This is a genomic window from Nocardioides daedukensis (genome assembly GCF_013408415.1).
GTDB classification, from domain to species: domain Bacteria; phylum Actinomycetota; class Actinomycetes; order Propionibacteriales; family Nocardioidaceae; genus Nocardioides; species Nocardioides daedukensis.
The window spans coordinates 2,149,606-2,172,607 of the sequence record NZ_JACCAA010000001.1; the positions used below are offsets into that span (position 1 = coordinate 2,149,606).

The 23,002-nt window shown below is 69.0% G+C and carries 23 protein-coding genes and 1 tRNA gene; 15 read left to right on the plus strand and 9 right to left on the minus strand.

Going from position 1 to position 23,002, the window contains the following annotated elements; genetic code table 11:
* Positions 1–70: 70 nt before the first annotated feature.
* Positions 71–646: a dCTP deaminase gene (gene dcd, locus BJ980_RS10600; RefSeq protein ID WP_179502257.1), complete on the minus strand. Its 576-nt coding sequence runs from the start codon at positions 644–646 to the stop codon at positions 71–73.
* A 57-nt stretch (positions 647–703) separates the two neighbouring features.
* Here dcd and BJ980_RS10605 point away from each other — a divergent pair, with 57 nt between their 5' ends.
* From BJ980_RS10605 to BJ980_RS10615, 3 genes are all read left to right on the plus strand, one after another.
* Positions 704–1,465, plus strand: coding sequence for an SGNH/GDSL hydrolase family protein (locus BJ980_RS10605; protein ID WP_179502258.1), 762 nt, complete (start codon positions 704–706; stop codon positions 1,463–1,465).
* A 31-nt stretch (positions 1,466–1,496) separates the two neighbouring features.
* Positions 1,497–1,572 (plus strand) — tRNA-Gly (locus BJ980_RS10610).
* A 71-nt stretch (positions 1,573–1,643) separates the two neighbouring features.
* Positions 1,644–2,282, plus strand: coding sequence for a TIGR02453 family protein (locus BJ980_RS10615; RefSeq protein WP_179502259.1), 639 nt, complete (start codon positions 1,644–1,646; stop codon positions 2,280–2,282).
* A gap of 4 nt (positions 2,283–2,286) precedes the next feature.
* Here BJ980_RS10615 and BJ980_RS10620 read toward each other — a convergent pair whose 3' ends face one another.
* Positions 2,287–2,733 (minus strand): nuclear transport factor 2 family protein, encoded by a 447-nt coding sequence (locus tag BJ980_RS10620; protein ID WP_179502260.1) that lies wholly within the window; start codon positions 2,731–2,733, stop codon positions 2,287–2,289.
* Positions 2,734–2,867: 134 nt separating this feature from the next.
* Between BJ980_RS10620 and BJ980_RS10625 the strand changes: the two genes are divergently transcribed.
* The gene (locus BJ980_RS10625) at positions 2,868–3,500 is read left to right on the plus strand and encodes a hypothetical protein (protein ID WP_179502261.1); all 633 of its coding nucleotides are present in this window, start codon (positions 2,868–2,870) and stop codon (positions 3,498–3,500) included.
* Positions 3,501–3,545: 45 nt separating this feature from the next.
* On the opposite strand, the gene BJ980_RS10630 is transcribed toward BJ980_RS10625, so the two are convergent.
* Entirely contained in the window at positions 3,546–4,004 is a 459-nt protein-coding gene (locus tag BJ980_RS10630; protein WP_179502262.1) for an RrF2 family transcriptional regulator, read from the minus strand.
* A 200-nt stretch (positions 4,005–4,204) separates the two neighbouring features.
* Between BJ980_RS10630 and BJ980_RS10635 the strand changes: the two genes are divergently transcribed.
* Complete coding sequence (locus BJ980_RS10635) at positions 4,205–6,103, plus strand: acyl-CoA dehydrogenase C-terminal domain-containing protein (RefSeq protein ID WP_179502263.1); 1,899 nt, start codon at positions 4,205–4,207, stop codon at positions 6,101–6,103.
* Positions 6,104–6,239: 136 nt separating this feature from the next.
* Here BJ980_RS10635 and BJ980_RS10640 read toward each other — a convergent pair whose 3' ends face one another.
* The 5 genes from BJ980_RS10640 to BJ980_RS10660 form a co-directional block, all read right to left on the minus strand.
* Positions 6,240–7,040 (minus strand): ABC transporter ATP-binding protein, encoded by an 801-nt coding sequence (locus BJ980_RS10640; protein ID WP_179502264.1) that lies wholly within the window; start codon positions 7,038–7,040, stop codon positions 6,240–6,242.
* Positions 7,037–8,092, minus strand: a complete 1,056-nt coding sequence (locus BJ980_RS10645; RefSeq protein WP_179502265.1) for a FecCD family ABC transporter permease — start codon at positions 8,090–8,092, stop codon at positions 7,037–7,039. Before BJ980_RS10645 ends, BJ980_RS10640 begins: the two co-directional genes overlap by 4 nt.
* Positions 8,092–9,096: a FecCD family ABC transporter permease gene (locus BJ980_RS10650; protein WP_343047780.1), complete on the minus strand. Its 1,005-nt coding sequence runs from the start codon at positions 9,094–9,096 to the stop codon at positions 8,092–8,094. The genes BJ980_RS10645 and BJ980_RS10650 overlap by 1 nt, the downstream gene beginning before the upstream one ends.
* A gap of 19 nt (positions 9,097–9,115) precedes the next feature.
* Positions 9,116–10,168, minus strand: coding sequence for an ABC transporter substrate-binding protein (locus tag BJ980_RS10655; RefSeq protein ID WP_179502266.1), 1,053 nt, complete (start codon positions 10,166–10,168; stop codon positions 9,116–9,118).
* A 75-nt stretch (positions 10,169–10,243) separates the two neighbouring features.
* On the minus strand, positions 10,244–12,037 hold the full coding sequence (locus tag BJ980_RS10660; protein WP_179502267.1) for a protein kinase domain-containing protein: 1,794 nt from the start codon (positions 12,035–12,037) through the stop codon (positions 10,244–10,246).
* Between the two features lie 107 nt (positions 12,038–12,144).
* Here BJ980_RS10660 and BJ980_RS10665 point away from each other — a divergent pair, with 107 nt between their 5' ends.
* Genes BJ980_RS10665 through mnhG form a run of 6 tightly spaced genes read left to right on the plus strand, consistent with a single transcriptional unit; the run spans position 12,145 to position 18,432 of the window.
* Positions 12,145–15,045 (plus strand): Na+/H+ antiporter subunit A, encoded by a 2,901-nt coding sequence (locus tag BJ980_RS10665; RefSeq protein WP_218855473.1) that lies wholly within the window; start codon positions 12,145–12,147, stop codon positions 15,043–15,045.
* Positions 15,042–15,491, plus strand: coding sequence for a Na(+)/H(+) antiporter subunit C (locus tag BJ980_RS10670; RefSeq protein WP_179502269.1), 450 nt, complete (start codon positions 15,042–15,044; stop codon positions 15,489–15,491). Before BJ980_RS10665 ends, BJ980_RS10670 begins: the two co-directional genes overlap by 4 nt.
* Positions 15,492–15,493: 2 nt before the next feature.
* Positions 15,494–17,233 (plus strand): Na+/H+ antiporter subunit D, encoded by a 1,740-nt coding sequence (locus BJ980_RS10675; RefSeq protein ID WP_179502270.1) that lies wholly within the window; start codon positions 15,494–15,496, stop codon positions 17,231–17,233.
* Complete coding sequence (locus tag BJ980_RS10680) at positions 17,230–17,784, plus strand: Na+/H+ antiporter subunit E (protein ID WP_179502271.1); 555 nt, start codon at positions 17,230–17,232, stop codon at positions 17,782–17,784. The genes BJ980_RS10675 and BJ980_RS10680 overlap by 4 nt, the downstream gene beginning before the upstream one ends.
* A 1-nt stretch (position 17,785) precedes the next feature.
* Complete coding sequence (locus BJ980_RS10685) at positions 17,786–18,067, plus strand: MrpF/PhaF family protein (protein WP_179502272.1); 282 nt, start codon at positions 17,786–17,788, stop codon at positions 18,065–18,067.
* A complete protein-coding gene (gene mnhG / locus BJ980_RS10690; protein ID WP_179502273.1) occupies positions 18,064–18,432 on the plus strand; it encodes a monovalent cation/H(+) antiporter subunit G in 369 nt (122 codons plus the stop codon). The genes BJ980_RS10685 and mnhG overlap by 4 nt, the downstream gene beginning before the upstream one ends.
* A gap of 33 nt (positions 18,433–18,465) precedes the next feature.
* On the opposite strand, the gene BJ980_RS10695 is transcribed toward mnhG, so the two are convergent.
* The gene (locus BJ980_RS10695; protein ID WP_343047781.1) at positions 18,466–20,211 is read right to left on the minus strand and encodes a thioredoxin-like domain-containing protein; all 1,746 of its coding nucleotides are present in this window, start codon (positions 20,209–20,211) and stop codon (positions 18,466–18,468) included.
* Positions 20,212–20,256: 45 nt separating this feature from the next.
* Between BJ980_RS10695 and BJ980_RS10700 the strand changes: the two genes are divergently transcribed.
* From BJ980_RS10700 to BJ980_RS10715, 4 genes are read left to right on the plus strand one after another with little or no spacing between them, the layout of a single operon-like run.
* Entirely contained in the window at positions 20,257–20,751 is a 495-nt protein-coding gene (locus tag BJ980_RS10700) for an FBP domain-containing protein (RefSeq protein ID WP_179502275.1), read from the plus strand.
* A gap of 32 nt (positions 20,752–20,783) precedes the next feature.
* Positions 20,784–21,590: a maleylpyruvate isomerase family mycothiol-dependent enzyme gene (locus BJ980_RS10705; protein ID WP_179502276.1), complete on the plus strand. Its 807-nt coding sequence runs from the start codon at positions 20,784–20,786 to the stop codon at positions 21,588–21,590.
* Complete coding sequence (locus BJ980_RS10710; protein ID WP_179502277.1) at positions 21,587–22,525, plus strand: oxidoreductase; 939 nt, start codon at positions 21,587–21,589, stop codon at positions 22,523–22,525. Before BJ980_RS10705 ends, BJ980_RS10710 begins: the two co-directional genes overlap by 4 nt.
* Positions 22,526–22,529: 4 nt before the next feature.
* Positions 22,530–22,937: a hypothetical protein gene (locus tag BJ980_RS10715; RefSeq protein WP_179502278.1), complete on the plus strand. Its 408-nt coding sequence runs from the start codon at positions 22,530–22,532 to the stop codon at positions 22,935–22,937.
* Positions 22,938–23,002 lie beyond the last annotated feature (65 nt).

Sequence of the window (23,002 nt, forward strand, 5' to 3'; positions counted from 1 at the left end):
GGCGGCGCGCCTTTCGTTGGTAACGAAAGGTAAGGCTAGCCTAACTGTGAGTCACGGCCAAGCGCGAGGCTCAGATCTGGGTGCGGTGGAAGTTCGCATAGGACTTCGACGGCGTCGGCCCGCGCTGGCCCTGGTAGCGGGAGCCGTACTTCGCCGAGCCGTAGGGGTGCAGCGCGGCCGAGGTCAGCCGGAAGAAGCAGAGCTGGCCGATCTTCATCCCCGGGTAGAGCTTGATCGGCAGCGTCGCCACGTTGGCCAGCTCGAGCGTGACGTGCCCGCTGAAACCGGGGTCGACGAAGCCGGCGGTGGCGTGGGTGAGCAGCCCCAGGCGACCCAGCGACGACTTGCCCTCGACGCGCGCGGCGATGTCGTCGGGGAGGGTGACGACCTCATAGGTGGAGCCGAGCACGAACTCACCCGGGTGCAGGATGAACGGCTCGTCGCCCTCGGGCTCGACCGTCCGGGTCAGGTCGCTCTGGTCCGCCGCCGGGTCGATGTGCGGATAGCGGTGGTTCTCGAAGACGCGGAAGAAGCGGTCGAGCCGGAAGTCGATGCTCGACGGCTGGACCATGTCGGGGTCGTAGGGCTCGAGGGCGATCCGCTCGGCGTCGATCTCGGCAAGGATGTCGCGGTCTGAAAGCAGCACGGGGGCCAACCTACAGCCAGTGGGCGGGGGCGTGGAACGCTCTCATAACCTGTGTCCATGGCCTTCTCGCGATATGTGGCACTCGGCGACTCCTTCACCGAAGGTGTCGGTGATCCCGACCCGACCCGTCCCAACGGCCTGCGCGGCTGGGCGGACCTGGTCGCCGAGCAGCTGGCCAGGCACAGCGACGACTTCGGCTATGCCAACCTGGCGATCCGCGGGCGCAAGCTCGACCCGATCCTGGCCGAGCAGCTGGAGCCCGCCATGGCGATGCGGCCCGACCTGGTCACCATCTATGCCGGCGGCAACGACCTGCTCCGCCCCAAGGTCAACATCGACGCCCTGATGGAGCGATACGACGCCGCGCTCGGCAAGTTGGTCGCGAGCGGAGCCCATCTGGTGATCTGGACGGCCCACGACCCCAAGGCCTCGCGGATGTACCAGCCGCTGCGGGGACGCTTCGCGATCTACAACGAGCTGGCTCGCGAGCTGGCCGAGAAGCACGACGCGACGCTGATCGACTTCTGGCGACTGCGCGACTATCACGGTTGGGCACTGTGGGCCGATGACCGGCTGCACATGAATTCGTTCGGCCACCAACGGATGGCGATCGAGGTGCTGGATCGCCTCGGCGTCGAGCACGACCTGGCCAAGCCGGTGGTCACCGAGAAGCCCGCGGCGCCGCGCAACGAGGCGATCCGCACCAATCTGTTCTGGATCCGCACCGAGGCCGCTCCGTGGGTGCACCGACGAGTCACCGGACGCTCGTCCGGCGACACGGTGAGCCCTCGTCGCCCGCACCTCGCCCCGGTCGAGTAACATCGCCTCATCCGACCGCTTGGCCGGACATGCGGACGTAGCTCAGTTGGTAGAGCGCGACCTTCCCAAGGTCGATGTCGCGAGTTCGAATCTCGTCGTCCGCTCCACGAAGTGCCCCTCGTTGCGTCCCATCGCGACGCGCGAGATGCCGTTCGATGCCGCCACCTAGACTTGGCTGGTGACTTTCGAAGGCTTCCCCGTCGCCGCACTGGACTTCTACGACGACCTCGAGGTCGACAACACGAAGTCCTTCTGGGAAGCGCACAAGCACATCCACGCCGAGTCGGTGAAGGCGCCGATGACGGCGCTCACCACGGCACTGGCCGACGAGTTCGGGGCCGCGAAGGTCTTCCGGCCCTATCGCGACGTGCGCTTCGCGAAGGACAAGACTCCCTACAAGACGCACCAGGGCGCGTTCGTCGGCGTGGCGCCCGCGACGGGCTGGTACGTCGAGATCTCGGCGCGCGGCATCCGGACCGGCGGCGGCTTCTATGAGGCAAGCACGGCCAGACTGGCCGCCGTACGAGCAGCGATCGACGACGAGCGCACCGGGCGCGAGCTGGAGAAGATCTTGGCCACGCTGCGCAAGAAGGGGTGGTCGGTGGGCGGCAACCGGCTGAAGACCAAGCCGCGCGGGTACGTCGTGGACCACCCGCGCATCGACCTGTTGCGGCACCGCTCGATCATCCTGGGCAGGGACCACGGTTTCGAACCGGTGATCCACACGGCGGAGTTCGCCGACGTCGTGCGTGCCGACTGGCGTCAGCTGCGACCCCTGGTCGAGTGGGTCGCGGAGCGCACCGACACTCTGGAGTGAGCTGCTACTCCTTGCGCAGGGTGGCCATCGTCCGGTCGACCTCCCAGTGCGCGTTCATCGACACGATCAGGCCCTCGTCGTTGGCCCGGTAGACGGCGATCAGGTCGGTGTCGGCCAGGGTGCCGTCGGCCATCCGGGTGGAGAAGGTGCCGATGTTGGCGCAGGCGTTGCCGTTGGCGAACGAGTCGCGGATGGTGAACTGGAAGCGCTCCACCGGCGCGATCGCCATCTCCCAGAACGCGGAGATCGCCTCCTTGCCCTGGTGGCCGTTGCCGGTCTCGTCGAAGAACGAGGGCCCGACCGGGTCGGACAGGACGGCGTCGTCGGCGAAGAGCGCGAGCCACTCCTCCTTCGCCTTGCGGGACACGGCGTCATAGGAACGCTGGGAGAGGAGACGGACGGGGTGGTCGCCGTCGGGCGCCTCCCAGGTGATGAACTCGGACTCGATCATTTCCCCATGCTAGACCGAAACTGGAACACGTTCTAGTGGTAGCGCAGGTCATGTCGCCGCAGGTGCATCCATCCGGAAGGCGTCGTTCGCACTGAGTTCATCGCCCGGACCGGGAGCGATGTGAGCCTGGAGCCATGGCACGCAAGAACCGCGCTTTCCTGCACATCGGACCGAACCCCTCCCACCTCGAGGCGCTGCACGACGAGCTGGCTGCCCACGCCGACCTGCTGGACACGGTCGGCCTGGCACTGCCGCCGGTCGACGCCGCCCTGATCGAGCTCGCCGGCCACGAGATGCTGCGCGACCACAAGGCCGCCGGCCTCAAGCGCAAGGACGTCGAGGGAGCCTGGGCGAAGGTTGCCCGCAAGGCCGCCAAGACCGGCTCCGACGTGGTCATCTCACAGCCCCGTTTCCACACGGCGAGCGACGAGCAGGCCGAGCTGATCCTGCACGCGCTGGGCGGGTTCGACGTACACGTCGTGATCACGCCCGACGACGCCGAGCTGGATGACGGGGCGAACGATTGGGCGAACGATTGGGCGAACGATTGGGCCGCCACCCTCGCCCCCGCCTGGAACCGAGACCTCAAGGCTGGTCGACTGCTGGTCTCGCCGCTCAGCGACGACGCGTCCGGCGTGGACCTGGCCGAGAACCTGATCGGGCTGGCACTCTGCGCGCAGAAGCGGCACCTGGACAACCGGATCGCCACGCTGAAACGGCGTCGCAAGGACGTACGCCGGCGGCTCGAGCTGCTCGACGCGTCCTGAGCCGCCCCGAGATCCAGGACCGGGATCCAGGACCGAGTCCCGGCGTCAGTGCGAGCGCCAGGCGTCCTCGTCCGCGGTCCGCGAGGTGACCGCTTCCGGCAGGGTGCCGGAGGCCAGCTGGGCGATGGTGACCGTCTCGAAGACGTCGCGCAGCGAGTGCCTCGCCGCGATCCAGACGTGCTGGAGCACGTCGGCGCGCTCGTTGTAGGTCACCGACTCGGGCCGCAGGCCATAGACCGAGACCAGGGGGCCGTCCACGGCCCTGATCACGTCGGCGACGGTGATCTCGCTGGCCTCGCCGCTCAGTCGCCAACCGCCGGACTGGCCACGCTGGGAGACCACGATGCTGGAGCGTCGCAGGTCCGCCAGGATCGCCTGCAGGAAGCCGTGCGGGATCTCCTGGAGCCGTCCGAGCTCCTCCGCACTGACCGGCGTGTGGTCGGTTCGGATCGCCATTTCGATGAGTGCTCGCAAGGCGTAGTCGGACTTGGCGGAGACGCGCATGAGCACATCTTGACAGATGACCTGCCCCACTTCGGCAGCGAGCACTCGGGTCGCGGGCGGGGGTAGTGGGCACCGTCATCTTGCGTGGACGGTAAAAGCGATTCATAATTAAGTTACTGACGAGTAGCACGCAGGGTCCGGCAGTGGGCTCGTGCAGTCCGATCACACGGACATCAATTCTCAAGGAAAAGGGTGGGTCAGTGAGCCACTACAAGAGCAACCTCCGCGACATCGAGTTCAACCTCTTCGAGGTCCTCGGCCGTGACGAGATCCTGGGCCAGGGCCCGTTCGCCGATGTCGACACCGACACCGCGAAGACGATCCTTGCCGAGGTGGACCGCCTCGCCCGCGAGGAGCTGGCCGAGTCCTACGTCGACTCCGACCGCAACCCGCCGGTCTTCGACCCCGCGACGAACTCCGCGCCGCTGCCCGAGTCGTTCAAGAAGTCCTACAAGGCCTGGATGGACGCCGAGTACTGGCGTCTCCAGATCCGCGAGGAGCTCGGTGGCACCCCCGCCCCGTCCAGCCTGAACTGGGCGATCGGCGAGATGGTGCTCGGCTCCAACGCACCCCTGCACATGTACGCCGCGGGCGCGCCGTTCGCCGGAGTCGTCTACAACAACGGCAACGAGCGTGACCGCAAGGTCGCCCAGTTCATGGTCGAGCGCCAGTGGGGCTGCACTATGGTCCTCACCGAGCCCGACGCCGGTTCCGACGTCGGCGCCGGCCGCGCCAAGGCAGTCCCCAACGAGGACGGCTCCTGGAACATCACCGGCGTGAAGCGCTTCATCACCTCGGCCACCAACGACATGACCGAGAACGTCATGCACCTGGTCCTCGCCCGCCCCGAGGGCGTCGAGGGTGCCGGCGGTCCGGGCACCAAGGGCCTCTCGCTCTTCTGGATGCCCGAGCACCACTTCGACCACGAGACCGGTGAGCTGACCGGCGAGCGCAACGGCGTCTACGTCACCAACGTCGAGCACAAGATGGGCATCAAGGTCTCCAACACCTGCGAGGTCACCTTCGGCGACCCGCAGGTCGGCGGCGGCGAGGCTGCCCAGGGTTGGCTGCTCGGCGAGGTGCACAACGGCATCGCCCAGATGTTCGACGTCATCGAGAACGCCCGGATGATGGTCGGCACCAAGGCCATCGCAACCCTCTCGACCGGCTACCTCAACGCCCTCGAATATGCCAAGGAGCGCGTCCAGGGCGCCGACCTCACCCAGTCGGCCGACAAGACCGCCCCGCGCGTCACGATCACGCACCACCCCGACGTACGCCGCTCGCTGATGACCCAGAAGGCGTTCGCCGAGGGCATGCGCGCGCTGGTCCTCTACACCGCCTCCTGGCAGGACAAGGTGATGATCGCCGAGGCCAACGGCGAGAGCGACACCAAGGACGCCAAGCTGGCCGCCGCGGTCAACGACCTGCTGCTCCCGATCGTCAAGGGCTACGGCTCGGAGCGCTCGTGGGTGCTGCTTGGCACCGAGTCGCTGCAGACCTTCGGCGGTTCGGGCTTCCTGCAGGAATACCCGATCGAGCAGTACGTCCGCGACGCCAAGATCGACACCCTCTACGAGGGCACCACCGCGATCCAGGGCCAGGACTTCTTCTTCCGCAAGATCGTCAAGGACCAGGGCCGCGCCCTGGGCCACCTGGCCGCCGAGATCGAGTCCTTCATCGCCGGTGACGACTCCGCCGACAACGGCGGTTGTCTCAAGGTCGAGCGCGAGCTGCTCGCCAAGGGCCTCGAGGACGCGAACGCGATGGTCGGCACGATGATCAACGACCTGATGTCCGCGGATGCCTCCTCCGAGGGCGGCGACCTGCGCAACATCTACAAGGTCGGCCTGAACACCAGCCGCCTGCTGATGGCGCTGGGCGACGTGGTCTGCGGTTGGCTGCTCCTCAAGGGTGCCGAGGTTGCCCTGGGCAAGCTGGCCGGCGAGGTCAGCGAGAAGGACCGCAACTTCTACGAGGGCAAGGTCGCCGCGGCCCAGTTCTTCGCGCAGAACAACCTGCCGAAGCTCTCCGCCGAGCGCGTCCTGACCGAGAACGTCGACCTGTCCATCATGGACCTCGACGAGGCCGCGTTCTGATCGGCTGATCCACCAGCTCCACACACGAGGGGCCGCAGCGGTTGATCCGCTGCGGCCCCTCGTGGCGTCTGTGCCCGCCTCAGAAGACAGGCCCCAGAAGACAGGCCTCAGAAGTCGGGCCTGGAACTGCGGGAACTCAGGAGTGGTGCCGGCCCATCGGCACCACCAGCGGCGTGTGCGAGACAGGGTCGGGGATCACCCGACACTCGAGGCCGAACACGTCGTGGATGGTCTCCTCGGTGATCACCTCCACCGGCTTGCCCTGGGCCAGGATCTTGCCGTCAGACATCGCGATCAGGTGGTCGGCATAGCGCGCCGCCAGGTTCAGCTCGTGCAGCACCATCACGATCGTCGTACCCGAACGGCGGTTGAGGTCGGTGAGCAGGTCGAGCATCTCGATCTGGTGGGCGACGTCGAGATAGGTCGTCGGTTCGTCGAGCAGAAGCAGGTCCGTGCCCTGGGCCAGCGCCATCGCGACCCACACCCGCTGCCGCTGTCCCCCCGAGAGCTCGTCGACGCCGCGCTCGGCCAGCTCCGTGGTCCCGGTGACGGCCAGGGCCTCGGCGACGACGCGCTCATCCTCGGCGCTCCACCGCCGGAGCATGCCCTGGTGCGGGTGGCGACCCCGACCGACCAGGTCCACGACCGTCACGCCGTCCGGTGCGACCGGGCTCTGCGGCAGCAACCCGAGCGTCCTGGCCACCTGACGGGTGGACTGCCGGTGGATCGCCTCCCCGTCGAGGAGCACCGCGCCGGAGCGCGGGCGCAACAACCTGCCCATGCCTCGCAGCAGGGTCGACTTGCCACAGGCGTTGGGTCCCACGATCACGGTCACCTGCGCGTCGGGGATCCGCACGCTCAGGTCGTCGACGACCACGCGGTCGCCATAGGCCAGCGTCACTTGGTCGGCGACGAGTCGTTCGGTGCCTTCGGTCATCCCGGTCTCCCCCCGGTTGCGCCCCTGGCCAGCAGCCAGAGGAGGAAGGGCGCCCCGAGGGCGCCGGTGATGACACCCACGGGCATGTGGACGTCACCGATCAGATTGTTCCCGGCGAAGTCGGCCGAGAGCACGAGCAGGGCCCCGACCAGAGCGGCACCGAGGATCGTGCTGCGTCCGCCGTTGAGGGCTCGCGCGGTGGGCCCGGCCATGAACGCGACGAAGGCGACCGGTCCTGCCGCGGCCGTGGCGAAGGCGACCAGGAGCACCGCGATCACCAGCAGCTGGTCGACGCGGCGACCGGACTCTCCCAGGCCGACGGCGGTGTCGTCGCCGAGCTCGGTGGCGCGCAGGCCCTTGGTGCCGATGATCAGCAACGGCATCAGCACGAGCATCGCCAGGGCCAGCATCCGCACGGTCGGCCAGTCGGTGTTGCTGACGCTGCCCGAGAGCCATTGCAGGGCGACCTGGGCCTGGTGGATCGCGGCCCGGGCCAGGACATGTTGTACGACGGACATCAGTGCCGCGGCCACGCCGACCCCGACCAGGATCAGCCTGAAGCCTCCGGCCCGGCCGCCGACCAGGCGCACGAGTGCCGAGGTGGCGAGCGCGCCGACCACGGCGCACGCGGCCACGGCGGGCCCCTGGAGGCCGAGGACCAGGACCCCGATCACGCCGAACGCACTGGCCCCCGCGGTCACGCCGATCACGTCCGGGCTGGCCAGCGGGTTGCGCAAGGTGGTCTGGAAGATCGCGCCGGCCGAGCCGAGGCTGAGCCCGATCAGCAGGGCGAGCAGGGCCCGCGGCAGCTTGGACTCCATGAGCAGGAAGGTCGCCACCGGCACCTGCTTGCCGAACAGGATCGCGAAGAAGTCGGGGACGGTGTAGGTGTAGTCGCCCAGCAGCAGGTTCACCGCGAGCGCGACGAGAGTCAGGACGCCGAGGCCGAGCACCACGAGGCGGTGGCGGCGACGCGGACCGCGGCGGGCACGTCGTACGGCGTCGACGTCCGCGTGGACTGCGCCGACGACGTGGTCGAGGGGTGCCGTCATCACAGGCCACCCATCCGGCGACGTGCGACCAGCCAGAGGAAGACGGGAACCCCGATCACCGTGGCCATCACGCCGACCGGGACCTCACCCGGGGGGAGCACGACCCGACCGACGGTGTCCGAGGCCACCACCAGCACCGCGCCGTAGCCCAGGCTGAACGGCAGCACCCGCGAATAGTCAGGTCCGACCAGGGCCCGCACCAGGTGCGGGACGATCAGGCCGATGAAGGCGATCGGGCCGGCCACGGCCGTGCCGGCACCGGCGAGCAGCACGATGGCGGCGCCGACCAGGAGACGATCCCGGGCGGTACGTCGTCCCAGTCCGCGCGCCAGGTCCTCACCGAGCGCCAGGGCGTTGAGGATCCGGATCGAGGCCAGGGCGATCAGCCCGCCGACGGCCAGGAACGGCAGGCACGTCATCAGCACCTCGTCCGGGCGCCCGGCCACCGAGCCGACCTGCCAGCGTCGGATCTGGTCGAAGGTGCCCTGGTCGGTGAGCAGGACGGCGGTGGTCCAGCTGCCGACGCCGGCGCTGAGCGCGGCCCCGGCCACGGCCAGCTTGGCGGGTGTGGCGCCGAGGCGGCCGAAGCTCGCCACGAGGTGGACCACGACGGTGGCCACGGCGGCACCGAGGAGGCCGAACCAGAGATAGGAGAGCGCGCTGGATGCACCGAGCCAGGCGATCGCCGTCACGATCCCGAAGCTGGCACCGGCGTTGACGCCGAGGAGGCCGGGATCTGCCAGGGGGTTGCGGGTGAGTCCCTGCATGCAGGCGCCGGCGAGCGCGAAGGCGGCGCCGACCAGGAGGCCGAGCAGGGTGCGGTCCCACCGCTTGATGATCACGGCCCGGTCAGCGTGGTCGGGATCCAGGAGTGCGGCGGGTGAGACCGACGTCGAGCCGATCAGCAGTGAGCCGATGCAGACGGTGACCAGGGCGAGGAGCAGGACCAGGACGCCGACCCCGAGATTGCGCGACGCACCGGCGTCCGCGGAGACTCGCTCCACGGACGCCGGTGCTGGCACCTCAGCGTGAACCGTCACCGTCGGCCGCGGCCGCGACACTGGGGATGTAGTGCTTCATCGAGTAGGGCAGGGACAACGGCGAGGGCGAGGAGAGGCCCAGCGAGTCCATGTCCTTGGTGGAGGCGAACCACTGGTTGGCCTTGATCGCGGGCACCGAGCCCACCAGCGGGTCGGAGCCGATCGTCTCGATGTCCTTCTCGCTGGTGGCATAGGTCAGGAACACGTCGGCGTCGACGTCAGCCGCACGCTCGGCGGAGATGTCGAAGTAGAACTCGCCCTTCTTGCTGTTCTTGGTCACGAACGCCGCGTCGACCATGCCCAGCTCGCGCAGGATGCGGGGGCGGTTGTCCTCGGGTGAGTAGAACGAGATCGTCGACAGGTCGGTCGGGTCGACCATCCCGAAGGTGAACGACTTGCCCTCGAGCTGGGGGAACTTCGCGGCGGTGTCCTCGAGGGTCTTCGTGGTCTCCGCGGCGACCTCCTTGGCCAGCGTCGGACGCCCCAGGGCCTTGCCGGCCAGCTCGAGCGACTCCTGCCAGGTGGTGGTCCACATGGCGTTCGGGTAGACCACGACGGGGATGCCCGCGTCGGTCAGCTTGTCGAAGTCGGCCTGATCGATACCTGAGTTGGTGCCCAGGACCAGGTCGGGCGAGAGCTTGATGATGTCGTTGACCGGGATGTCCTCGGTGGTGTCGAGGCGCTTCGGCTTCTCGGCACCCTCGATCTCTGCCAGGGCGTCGTCGAACCAGGGGGTCGAGCCCTCCGCGGTGCCGCCCCAGCTGATCTTCTCCGCTGCGACCGGCACGACGCCGAGCGAGATCGCGACGTCGGCGTCGGAATAGCCCATCGTGACCACGCGCTTCGGCTCGGACTCGATGGTGGCTTCACCGAGGGCGGTCTTGACCGTCACTGGGAACGCGCCCTTCTCGGCCTTGGTGCTCGTGCTTCCTGTCTTGGCCTCGCCGTCGGCGGAGCCGGTGCTGCATCCGGCGAGTGCGCCGAGGACCAGGAGGGCGGCCGCGGGCAGGGCTGCGAGCCGAGGGATGCGAATCATCACGGGTGTCCTTTCTCGAAGACACTCGGACTCTACTAAGGTAAGCCTGACCTAAGCAAAATCAAGTCCCACCGCTCACCCGGTGGGACGCCCCTTGAGGTATTCCGGTCGCCGCGTCCCACCGACCTTCTTGATGCCGTTGGATCGTGCGTCGGTGGAGCTCGCGTCGACCGAGACCGTCCACGGGAGCGCGGAGTACATCTTCACGTTTGTGTAGCGGACGTTGCCGCTTGCCTTCCGCCGGCCCATGAACCGCGAGCCCCTGGTGACGCCGTCGACCGTCCAGGCCTCGCGGTGGTAGTTGATGGTGATGTAGTTGCGGTAGTAGGAGACCGCCCGGTCCCGGTTGTGCCAACGGGCCACCGTGATGTGATTGGACTTGCCATAGGGGCACCGCCAGGCCTCGGCCGCGTTCCCGAACGAGACCTTGCGGCAGGTCATCCGGCCCAGGACCGGGAAGATCCAGGTCGCACCCTTCCTGCCGGTGGGTCGGGGGCAGTCCGCGATCCGATAGGCCTTCACGCCGTTCCAGCAGGTGATCGGCTTGGGGGGAGGCGCGGTCGTCGCAGGCGCGCGGCTGGCCGACGAGCTGGTGCGGGGCTTCGGCGCGGAGCTCCGCGTGGTCCCGGCACTCTTCTTCGTCCCCGGCCTGAGCGTGGTCGTCGGCTCGCCGGGAGCCCCGCCCTCACCGCCCTGCACGGTGTCCCCGACATCTCCGCCCGGCGCCGCACCCTCGTTGCGCGAGCCACCCGGCTCGTCCTGGGTCGGATCCTCGCGCAGCTTGACGTCGTCGGAGCCGAGCACATCGCCCCCGGTGCCGGAGGCACCCGTCGGCAGGCTGAGCGCACCGGAGCGGGTGGGGTCCTCGCTCGGGCCACCGATGGCCCCACCGACGAGCAGGGTGCTGACCAGCACGCCCGCGGTGGCCAGGGCGGCGACCGCGGCAGGCAGGTAGCGGCGTCGACGGGAGACGCCCAGGTTGAGCTCTTGGCGCAGCGAGGTGTTGCCGGGCAGGGCCACGGCATCCGGGGCGAGGGCACCCACCTTGAGCAGGTCGGTCAGCATCGCCATGGCGCTGGGGTAGCGCTTGCGAGGGTCCTTGGCCATCGCGACCCGGAGCACCTCGTTCATCGCGGAGCTGAACTTGTCCTTGCCGGGCAGCTGCCGGATCGGGGCCTGCAGGTGGGCCATCGCCATCTCGACATCGGTGCCGGCATAGGGCGCCGCACCGGTGAGCGCGAACCAGAGCAGGCAGCCGGCGGCATAGACGTCTCCGCCCGCGCCCGCCTCGACTCCCTGGTGTCGCTCCGGGGCCATGTAGGGAAGGCTGCCGGCCAGGGTGCCGGTGCGGGAGAGCTCCGCACCCGGAACCGTGGCGATGCCGAAGTCACACAGGAACGCCTCGAGGTCGGAGCCACTGCCACGGAGCAGGACGTTGGCGGGCTTCACGTCGCGGTGCACGACGTTGACCGCGTGCGCGTCCACCAGTCCCTCGAGGACCTGGACCACGACGCCGACGGCTTGGCCCGGCGAGAGCGGGCCGGTACGCCGGATCAGCGCGGACAGGTCTCCGCCCTCGACCAGCTGGGTGACCAGGAAGAGCACGCCGTCCTGCTCGCCGTAGTCATAGATGCGAACGATGTGCGGGGACTCGAGCCTGGCCAGGGTCGCGGCCTCGTGGCTGAACCGGAGCCGGAAGCCCTCGTCGGAGGCGTGCTGCGGGGCGACCAACTTCAACGCGACGTCACGGCCGAGCGAGGTGTCGCGAGCCGCATAGACGACTCCCATGCCACCCTGCCCGAGCTTGCTGACGAGCTGGTAGCGACCGAAGCGCTCGCCGGCGCCTGGCAGCCTGATCACAACGGTCACCCCCGATGCTGTTCCGAGAAGGGTCACATGCCCAACCGAGTGTAGGCGTCAGATGCTGCCCACTAGAATCTTGTTCAACCCGGACCCCACGCATTGAGGCCCTTCGCTTGATCGCCTTCGTCATTGCCCATTTCGCGATCGCAACGCTTTCGCCTGCCCTGACCCGGGTCCTGGGCCGCCGTGTCTTCCTGGCCCTGGCCACCGTCCCGTTGGCGACGCTGGTCTGGGCGCTGGCCCAGACCTCGAAGATCCGCGACGGCGGATCAGTGACCTCGGTGATCGAGTGGCTGCCCAGCCTGAAGTTCGAGATCGCCCTCCAGATGGACGTGCTGCAGTGGTTGATGGTGCTGATCGTCAGCGGCATCGGCGTGCTGGTGATGGCCTACTGCGCGTGGTACTTCACCGACGACGACCCCTCGCTGGCTCGGTTCAGCGGCGTCTTCGTCGCGTTCGCCGGTGCGATGCTCGGCCTGGTCCTCTCCGACGACCTGCTGCTGGTCTATGTCTTCTGGGAGCTGACCACCGTCTTCTCCTACCTGCTGATCGGGAACGACCCGGCCAAGCGGGCCAGCCGACTCGCCGCGACCCAGGCGCTGGTGGTCACCACACTGGGTGGACTGGCGATGCTGGTCGGCATCCTGATCCTCGGGGCCCTCAGCGGCACCCACCGGGCCAGCGAGCTGATCGCGGACCCGCCCTCGGGCACCGCCACCACGGTGGCGGTGATCCTGATCCTGGTCGGCGCACTGAGCAAGTCGGCACTGATCCCGTTCCACTTCTGGCTGCCCGGCGCGATGGCCGCCCCGACCCCGGTCAGCGCCTACCTCCACGCCGCATCGATGGTGAAGGCAGGCGTCTTCCTGGTCGCGCTGCTCGCACCCGGCTTCTCCGGCGTCGCCGGCTGGCACGAGACCATCCTCGTCCTCGGCGTGCTGACCATGCTGCTCGGCGGCTGGCGGGCCCTGCGGCAATATGACATCAAGCTCCTGCTCGCCTATGGCACCGTGAGCCAGCTCGGCTTCCTGCTGGTGGTGTTCAGCATCGGCACCCGGTCCGCCGCGCTGGCCGGCCTCGGGATGCTGCTGGCGCACGCTCTGTTCAAGGCGACCCTGTTCCTCTCGGTCGGCATCATCGACAAGTCCACCGGCACCCGCGACCTGCGTGAGCTGTCCGGCCTGGCCCGCAAGATGCCGGTCGTCTTCACCGCAGCCGCCATCGCGGCGGCCTCGATGGCCGGGCTCCCCCCGATGCTGGGCTTCATCGGCAAGGAGAGCGTCTTCGCGGCGCTGCTCGACGTCGCCCGCACCGAGGGCGGCGACGGGACCGGGCTCGCGCCGTACGCCGGCTGGCTCGTCGTGGTCGGCATCGTGCTCGGCTCGGTGCTCACCATGGCCTACACCCTGCGCTTCATCTGGGGAGGCTTCGGCAACAAGACCACCTGCGGACCGACCGCCGCTCGACCGGTGCCCGCCGGGTTCGCGGCCGCACCCGTGGTGCTCGCCGCGCTCACCCTGGTCCTCGGCTTCGCCGGGCCCTGGTTGACCCACCTCTTCGAACCGCACCTCGAGCAATATCCCGAGGGCGCCCACCACGCCGAGCTCTCCCTGTGGCACGGCCTGGGCCTGCCGCTCGCCTTCTCCGGCCTCATCGTGGCGCTGGGGCTGCTCCTGTTCGCCAAGCGCAGGGCCTTCGCCCTGGGACAGGCCAAGGTGGCGTGGACGTGGAGCGCCGAGCGGGTCTATCGGGGCGGGATGCGGGCGATCGACCGGGCCGCGGTCGAGGTCACCGGAATGACGCAGCGCGGCTCGGTCGCGGCATACCTGACCTTCATCCTGCTCGTGGTCCTCGCCCTGCCCGGCGCGGTGATGGTGGCTCACCTGTCCGGCTCGCCCGACGTCGTGCTGTGGGACAGCCCGGCGCAGGCCGTGGTCGGCGCCGTCGTGGTGGCCGCGGCATTCCTGACCACGCGGTCGCGTCGACGCCTCCGCGCGGTGCTGCTCGTGGGCGTCACCGGCTATGGCACCGCGATGCTCTTCCTGCTGCACGGCGCACCGGACCTGGCGCTGACCCAGGTGCTGGTCGAGACCACCAGCCTGGTCGTCTTCGTGCTGGTGATGCGCCGGCTGCCCGAATACTTCACCGACCGCCCCCTGAGCGGGCGGCGCTGGTTCCGGATGGCACTGGGCCTGGCCGTGGGACTGGCCGTGGCCGGGTTCATGCTGATGGCGACCAACGCTCGCACCAAGGAGCCGGTCTCCGCAGGCTTCCCCGAGCCGGCCCTGGAATATGGCGGTGGGCACAACATCGTCAGCGTGATCCTGCTCGACATCCGGGCCTGGGACACGATGGGCGAGATCTCGGTGCTGGTCGCCGCGGCGACCGGTGTGGCGAGCCTGATCTTCCTCGACACCCGGCTCTCGGGGATCAGGCGGGTGCGCGAGATCCCCTATCCCGAGACCGTCGAGAAGCTCCCGACCTCTCCCGGTCGCCGGACCTGGCTGGCCGGTCCACGGACGCTGAGCCCGGACCGTCGCTCGATCATCTTCGAGGTGATCACCCGGATGATGTTCCACTCGATGGTGGTGCTGTCGATCTACCTGCTCTTCGCCGGCCACAACCACGTCGGCGGCGGGTTCGCCGCCGGCATGGTCACCGGCCTGGCACTGGTGGTGCGCTACCTGGCCGGTGGGCGCTACGAGCTCGACGAGGCTGCCCCGGTCGACGCCGGGGTCCTGATGGGAACCGGCCTGTTCGCCGCGACCGTCGCGGCGCTGGCACCGCTCGCCTTCGGCGGAACCGTCCTGCAGAGCGCCCAGATCGACTTCCACCTCGGCGTGCTGGGCGAGCCGCACCTGGTCACCTCGATGTTCTTCGACCTCGGCGTCTACCTCGTGGTGGTCGGGCTGCTGCTCGATCTGCTCCGGACGTTCGGCACCCGGCTCGACCGACAGATCCTCCGCGAAGAGCGCGAGGCCAGCACCGCTGCCGCTGGAGGAGCCCGACTGTGAACGCCAATCTCACCCTCATCCTCGTCGCCTCGACGTTGATCGGTTGCGGGGTCTACCTGATCCTCGAACGCAGCCTGTCGCGAGTCCTGATCGGCCTGCTGATGATGGGCAACGGGGTCAACCTGCTCTTCATGGTCGCCGCCGGTCCTGCAGGGAAACCGCCGATCATCGGCTCGGTCCCGACCGAGGACATGGCCGACCCACTGCCCCAGGCGCTGGTCCTCACCGCGATCGTGATCGCGCTGGGCACCACTGCCTTCCTGCTGGCGATGGCCCACCGGAGCTGGCAGCTCAACGGCAACGACGACGTGCAGGACGACGTCGAGGACGCCATGATCCGCCGGCTGGCCGCCACCGACGACGTCTCCGACAGCCACGAGCTGTCCGAGTCCGTCGTGGCCGACGTCGCCGAAGAGGTCTATGAGGAAGAGGGGTCCTCCTCGTGAACATGACCACCCTGGTCCCACTGCCGGTCGTGCTCCCCCTGTTGGGTGCCGGCGCGGCCCTGATGCTCTCGCGCCGCCCGCGCGCGCAGCGCTACGTCACCATCTCGATCCTCTCCGCCGTTGTCGTGATCGCCACGGTGCTGATGGTCGAGACGGACCGCAACGGTCCCCAGGTGCTGTGGGTCGGCGGCTGGGCCTCGCCGCTCGGGATCGCGCTGGTCGCCGACCGGCTCTCGGTGCTGATGCTGCTGGTCTCCGCAGTGGTCACCCTGCTGGTCCTGATCTACTCCCTCGGTCAGGGCATGACCGGGGACTCGCGCGAGGCACCCGTCTCGATCTATCACCCGACCTTCCTGGTGCTCGTCGCCGGCGTCTCCAACGCCTTCCTTGCCGGCGACCTGTTCAACCTGTTCGTCAGCTTCGAGATGCTGCTCTTCGCCTCCTACGTCCTGCTGACCCTGGGCGGCACCGCGGCCCGGGTCCGCGCGGGAACGATCTATGTCGTGGTCAACATGCTCTCCTCGAGCCTGTTCCTGATCGCGCTGGCCGCGGTCTATGCCGCCACCGGCAGCCTGAACTTCGCACAGCTCGCGCTGCGGCTCGACGACGTGGAGCCCGGGACCGCGCTGATGCTGCAGCTGCTGTTGCTGACCACCTTCGCGATCAAGGCGGCCGTGTTCCCGCTGTCGTTCTGGCTCCCGGACAGCTATCCGACCGCGCCGGCACCGGTGACCGCGGTGTTCGCCGGCTTGCTGACCAAGGTCGGCGTCTACGCGATCCTGCGGGTGCAGGTGCTGCTCTTCCCCGACTCGCCGCTGTCCAACCTGTTGCTGTGGGCGGCACTGCTGACGATGGTGATCGGCATCCTCGGCGCGATCGCGCAGAGTGACATCAAGCGAATGCTCTCCTTCACCCTGGTCAGCCACATCGGCTACATGATCTTCGGGATCGGGTTGGCCAGCGAAGCCGGCGTCTCCGGTGCGATCTTCTACGTCGCACACCACATCACCATCCAGACCGCGCTCTTCCTGGTGGTGGGACTGATCGAACGCCGCACCGGGTCAACGGGCCTGATCCGGATCGGCGGCCTCGCGGCGCTCTCGCCGCTGCTGGCAGTGCTGTTCTTCGTGCCGGCGATGAACCTGGCCGGCATCCCGCCGATGTCCGGCTTCATCGGCAAGGTCGGACTGCTCCAGGCAGGCATCGACGACGGCAGCGTGATGGCCTACGTGCTCGTCGCCGGCGGCGTCGTGACCAGCCTGCTCACCCTCTATGCGATCGCCAAGACCTGGAGCCTCGCGTTCTGGCGCACGCCCGAGCAGGCACACGAGATGATGCGCACCCTGCCCGGGCTCGAGGACGACCTCGAGGACCAGCACCACGCGCAGGGAATGGTGATCCACCGCCAGCACGTGCACGTCGGTGGCACCGCCTTCGGCACCCGCGAGCTCGAGGAGGCCAAACGGGTGATCGACACCGATGCGCCGGACCGCGACCTGTTCCAGCGCCTGGCGGACAACAGCCTGCCCTCGCGCCTGCCGATGTCGATGGTGCTGCCGACGGCGGCGCTGATCGTCTTCAGCCTGGCCCTCACCCTGGTGGCCGGGCCGCTGTACGGGTTCACCGATCGCGCAGCAGACGACCTGATGGAGCGTACGCCGTACCTCACCGCGGTCCTGGGCACCGACGGTGTGGCCGACGAGCTGGCGCCCGAGATGTCCACGCCGGAGAGTGTGCGATGAGCCCGGTCCAGCCGCGCCACAAGCTGCTCCAGCTGCCGGTCCTGATCTGGCTGACGCTGGTCTGGCTGATGCTCTGGCGCGACTTCACCCTCGGCAACGCCGTCGTCGGGTTCCTGGTCGCGCTCGTGGTCTGCCTGGTCTTCCCGCTGCCGAGGCTGGGCATGCAGCTGCGGATCCGCCCGATCCCGTTGCTGTGGCTGGTGGTGCGGTTCGTCGCCGACGTCGTGGTGTCCAGCGTCCAGGTCTCGATCGCCACCCTGCGGCCCACCCGGCACCTGCGCAACGCCGTGATCGAGGTGAACCTGCGCACGCCGTCCGACTTCGTGCTGACCGTGGTCGCGGAGATGATCTGCCTGATCCCCGGTTCCCTTGCCGTCGAGGCCCGACGCTCCACGCACACCCTGTTCTTCCATGCCTTCGACGTGAAGGACATGGCCGGCGTCGAGCAGTTCCGGCAGCGGGTGCTGGACCAGGAACGCCGCGTGGTCAGGGCGTTCGGCGCCGACCTGAGCCTGCTGGACGCCGGCGCCGCACCGACGAAGGGAGCCTGAGATGAACGTCGTGATCTGGATCTGTGCCGGGATGCTCGGCCTGGCCGCCCTGCTCCTTCTGGTGCGGATCACCATCGGCCCGACGATGCTGGACCGCACCGTCGCGGTCGACGTCCTGATCGCAGTCGGCATCTCCTCGGTGGCCCTCGAGGCGGCGATCAACCAGCACACCTCGACCCTGCCGCTGCTGCTGGTGCTGACCCTGCTCGGGTTCGTCGGATCGGTCAGCATCGCCCGGTTCACCAAGGGCAGCGACGTGATCGACAACGGTGATCACCGATGAGCTGGACCCTTGTCGCCGACGTGATCGCTGGCGTCTGCTTCCTCACCGGCGGGCTGCTCGCCCTCATCGCCGCGATCGGCGTGCTCCGCCTGCCCGACCTGCTCTCCCGGATGCACGCGGCCACCAAGCCACAGGTGCTCGGCCTGATGCTGGTGCTGATCGGCGTCGCGTTCCGGCTCCGCGAGCCCGAGGCGGTGGGCATCCTGGGCCTGGTCGTGCTCTTCCAGCTCACCACCTCCCCGGTCGCCAACCACATGGTCGGACGGGCCTCGTTCCGCGCCGGCCAGGTCGAGGCGGACCGGCTGATCGTGGACGAGCTGACCGAGGTGCTCTCCGAGAACGAGGAACCCCGCGGCGCTCCCTGACCAGTTGTGTCCTGACCGGTTGTCGCGTCAGCGCTAGGTCGTCGGACCGGCCAGCGGCAGCACCAGGCTGGCGGCACCGTCGGGGATGATCCGGATCGGGACGCCCCAGTCCTGCTGGTGCATCCGGCACGCGGCGCCCTCTCCCCCGTCGATGTCGCAGGAAGCGGCGCGGGCAGCGACGTGGAGCACGCCGTTCCCGACGGCCGGGTCCAGCTCGAGGGTGCGGGTGAGCTCGGTTGATCGCCCCTCGCCGCTGCGGATCAGCGACGGCGGAGTCGCCGTCACCACCAGCTGCGCGCTGGGGCCGAAGCGGTCGTCGACCTTCTGTCCCGGCGGCGGGCTGAACGGGGTCTCCAGCAGCACCGTCGCACCCACCTCGGTGACCGGTCGCTGGGTCCGGGTCTCCATCCCCGAGTCGGCCGCGCTCGAGCTCAGGTCGAGTGGGGCGAGGACATGGGCGGCAGACTCCACGACGTACGCCGCCTCGCCCGCCAGCACCAGGCCGCTCGGCTCGGCCAGCCCGCTGGCAATGGTGGAGAGCAGACCGGTCGCCGGATCGAAGCGGCGTACGGCCCCGTTGTAGGTGTCGGCGATTCCGAGCGTGCCGTCGGGAAGGACACTCACGCCGAGCGGGTGCTGCAGGCGAGCCGTCGCGCGCTCACCGTCGACGAAGCCGAAGTCGAAGAGTCCCTCGCCGACCATCGTCTCCACGGCGCCGTTGCGGATCCGGCGCAGCGAGCTGGTCTCGGAGTCGGCCAGCCACAACGTGTCCCCGTCGGCGGCGAGCCCGCTGGTCTGCGCGAACCAGGCCTCTTCGAGCGGACCGTCGAGCAGCCCCTCGTTGGTGGTGCCGGCGGCCACCTCCACCGATCCGGTGAGCGGATCGAAGGTCCAGAGCTGGTGGATGCCGGCCATCGCGATCCAGACCCGGTCCTGCCACCAGGCCACGTCCCACGGGCTGGAGAGGCGATCGGTCCCGTCACCCTGCATCCACTGGCGACCGTCACCGGCCAGCGCGCGCGTCGAGCCGTCCGCGAGGGTGAGCCCCACGAGCCGGTGCGCGACGGTGTCGGCGGCCACGACGTCATACCCGACCTCCTCCGCGACCTCGGACGGCAGCAGGCACAGCCCGTTCGGCTCACGGAAGCCGTCGAAGCGGGCGGTCACCTCCATCGTCGCCGAGAGCCTGACCACGGCGTCGTGTCCGGCATCGGCGACCAGGAAGTCACCGTCCGGCAGGGCGACCGCCTTGGCCGGGAAGCGCAGGTCGGTCCCCTCCGGCTCCGGCGGGAGGTAGGGCGAGTCGCCCGGCTGGAGGGTGCCGCGAGAGCGGTGCTCCTGGACCAGCTCTCGAAGCAGCGCGCGGATCGCGTGCGCGTGGCCCTCACCGGCGTAGTGCGCGACGACGTACCCCTCCGGGTCGATCAGCACCAGGGTCGGCCAGGCGCGGGCGGCATAGGCCTGCCAGGTGATCAGCTCCGGGTCGTCGAGGACCGGGTGGTGCACCGAGTAGCGCTCGACCGCAGCCCGCAGCGCATCCGGATCGGCCTCGTGCACGAACTTCGGCGAGTGCGCCCCGATCACGACGAGCTCGTCGGCGAACTCCTCCTCCACCGGGCGCAGCTCGTCGAGGACGTGCAGGCAGTTGATGCAGCAGAACGTCCAGAAGTCGAGGAGCACGAAGCGACCGCGGAGCTCGCGCAGGGTCAGCGGTCCGGCGGTGTTGAGCCAGCCGCGACCGCGGAGCTCGGGAGCGCGCACGCGTGGAGTCGTCGTCACGAAAACCATTGTCCCTGTTGGTGAAAGCGCACCTAGGGTGGAGTGATGGAACCGTTGACCGAGCCGGAGATCCGGGCGTCCTTCGTCAACTGCACCAAGGGGGAGGCGAAGCGGGCCGGCCTGCCCGATCTCGACGAGGTCCCGTGGCAGGACCTGGACTTCCTCGGCTGGCCCGACCCGTCCGGCTCGAACCGCGCCTATCTCGTGCTCCGACGGGCCGAGGGCCCGGTGGGCCTGTTGCTGCGGCAGTCCTCGCCGTCGGATCGGACCGTACGACGCACCAAGCTGTGCCAGGTCTGCGTCACCCAGCACAGTGGTGACGCGGTCTGCCTTGCCGTCGCCCCGAAGACCGGGCCAGCGGGCAAGAAGGGCGACACGACCGGTGTCTACATGTGCCGCGACCTGGCCTGCTCGCTCTATGCGCGAGGCAAGAGGGTGCCGTCGGCGGCGACGATCCGCGAGACCCTGACGCTGGAGGCACGGGTGGAGCGGGTGCGCGAGCAGCTCGACGTGTTCGTGAACCGGGTGCTGGCCGGCTGACCCGGTGAGGCCCGGCCGCTAGGCTTTCCCGCATGAGCGACGCGCAGCGATTGACCGGCTGGATCGAGACCTGGTGGGAGTCGATCAACGACTTCACGCTCCTGCTGGAGGACCTCGGTCCCGACGACTGGGCGCTGCCCACCGACCTGCCCGGATGGACGGTCCACGACGTGGCGGCGCACACCGCGCACCTCGAGGCGGTCCTGGCTGGCGGCCCCGAGGAGACCGTCGAGGTCGGCGACGTCGCGCACGCAACCAGCGTCATGGGCCTCTACACCGAGCAGGGGGTGGCGGCCCGCCGTGACCGCACCCCCGACGAGCTGATCAACGAGATCCGCGAGTCGACCACCAAGCGTCGCACCGAGCTCCTCGACGACCCGCCGAGCGACGGCTCCGCGAAGCCGGACCGGATCTTCGGCGGCGTCCCGTGGGACTGGAACACCTTGCTGCGCAACCGTCCGCTGGACGTGTGGATGCACGAGCAGGACATCCGCCGTGCCGTCGGCCGGCCGGGGAACCTCGACACCGCCGGCGCCAAGCACACTGCCGACTACATGCTGGACGCACTTCCGGTGATCGTCGGCAAGCGGGTCGCGCCCGCCACCGGGACCACCGTCGTCGTGGCGGTCGCGGGCAGCGACGAGCGGGCCGTGGCCATCGGTGAGGACGGCCGGGCGGCACCGGTCGAGGTCCCGTGGAACCCCACGGTGCGGATCAGCATGGGCCGCGAGGCATTCACCGTGATGGCCGGCGGACGCCGGGCACCCGAGGGCATCGAGTTCCAGGGCGACGCCACGCTCGGCCAGGCCGTGGTCGACGCGTTCCGGACCACTCCGTGAGCGCCGCAGCATGGTCGCTGACTGACCTGGGCGACCAGAGCGGCAAGACCTTCCTGGTCACTGGCGTGACCAGCGGGCTGGGCCAGATCACCGCGACCGAGCTGGCCCGCAGGGGCGCACGCGTGGTGCTGGCCGCGCGGTCCGTCGACAAGCTCTCCACGCTCACATCCCAGCTGCGCAAGGAGATTCCGTCCGCAGACCTCGAAGAGCTCGTCGTCGACCTGTCGGATCTCTCCTCGGTTCGCGCCGCAGCGCAAGCCGCCGCAGGGCTCGGGCCCATCGACGTACTGATCAACAACGCTGGGGTGATGGCCACCCCGCAGCGGACCACGGTCGACGGTCTCGACCTGCAGATGGCCACCAACCACTTCGGACCGTTCCTTCTCACCGGCCTGTTGCTGCCCCAGCTCGTCGCCTCGGGGGACGGTCGCGTGGTCAGCGTGGCGTCGAGCGCCCACCGCTGGGCACCGTCGGCTCCCCTGCACGAGCCGAAGGTCCCGCTGAAGAAATATCGCCGTTGGCAGGTCTACGGCCAGTCCAAGCTGGCGAACCTGCTCTTCACCTATGAGCTCGACCGTCGCGCCCGGCAGGCCGGGTTGCCGCTCACGGCACTGGCCGCACACCCGGGCTATTCGGCCACGCACCTGCTCGCACACGGCCAGACCCTCAAGGGCTCGGGACCGGTCAGCAGCATCCTCGACGCGGCGATGAAGTTCGGCGCCCAGCGTCCCGAGATGGGCGCTCTGCCGAGCCTGATGGCAGCGACAGCGGATCTTCCCGGCGGGACGTACGTCGGTCCCAACGGTCCCGGCGAGTTCCGCGGGTTCCCGCACGTGGTCACCCCGCGCCGGATGGCGTTGGACGAGTCGGCGCAGAAGCGGCTGTGGGAGATCAGCGAGGAGACCGTCGGCCTGACCTGGCCGGGCGAGGTGTGACCTGATGAGGATCCGGCGCTTCTTCTCCCGCCCTCAACGAGCCCTGTTGGGTCCGGCGCCTGACTACTACGCGTGCTGGATGGAGAGTCTGCGAGACCGGGTCGACACGGTGATAGACACCTATCCGCAGACCGGGCGAATGATGTTCCACGAGTTGGAGGGGAGCTCATTGGCTCCCCCCGTGCTCATCACCATCACACCGGAGGCGTTGAACCAGTACGTCGCCAACATGATCCGCAGCGACGGCACGGTTTATGGACGCGCCCCCAAGAACGAAGCGCCCGAGACGGACACACACCAGGAGGCGCTCACCCTGTTTCGCATCCATCTCGACGAGTTTCTCTTCACCAACGATGGCCCGGGACCCGGGCCGTGGCGACTGGACCCGGCCCGCTTCATGGTCCCTGCATAGCTCCACCTGCTGCCCGGTGGATCGGATGCAACCGACCACATCCACCACCCTCAGTCACCTGGACG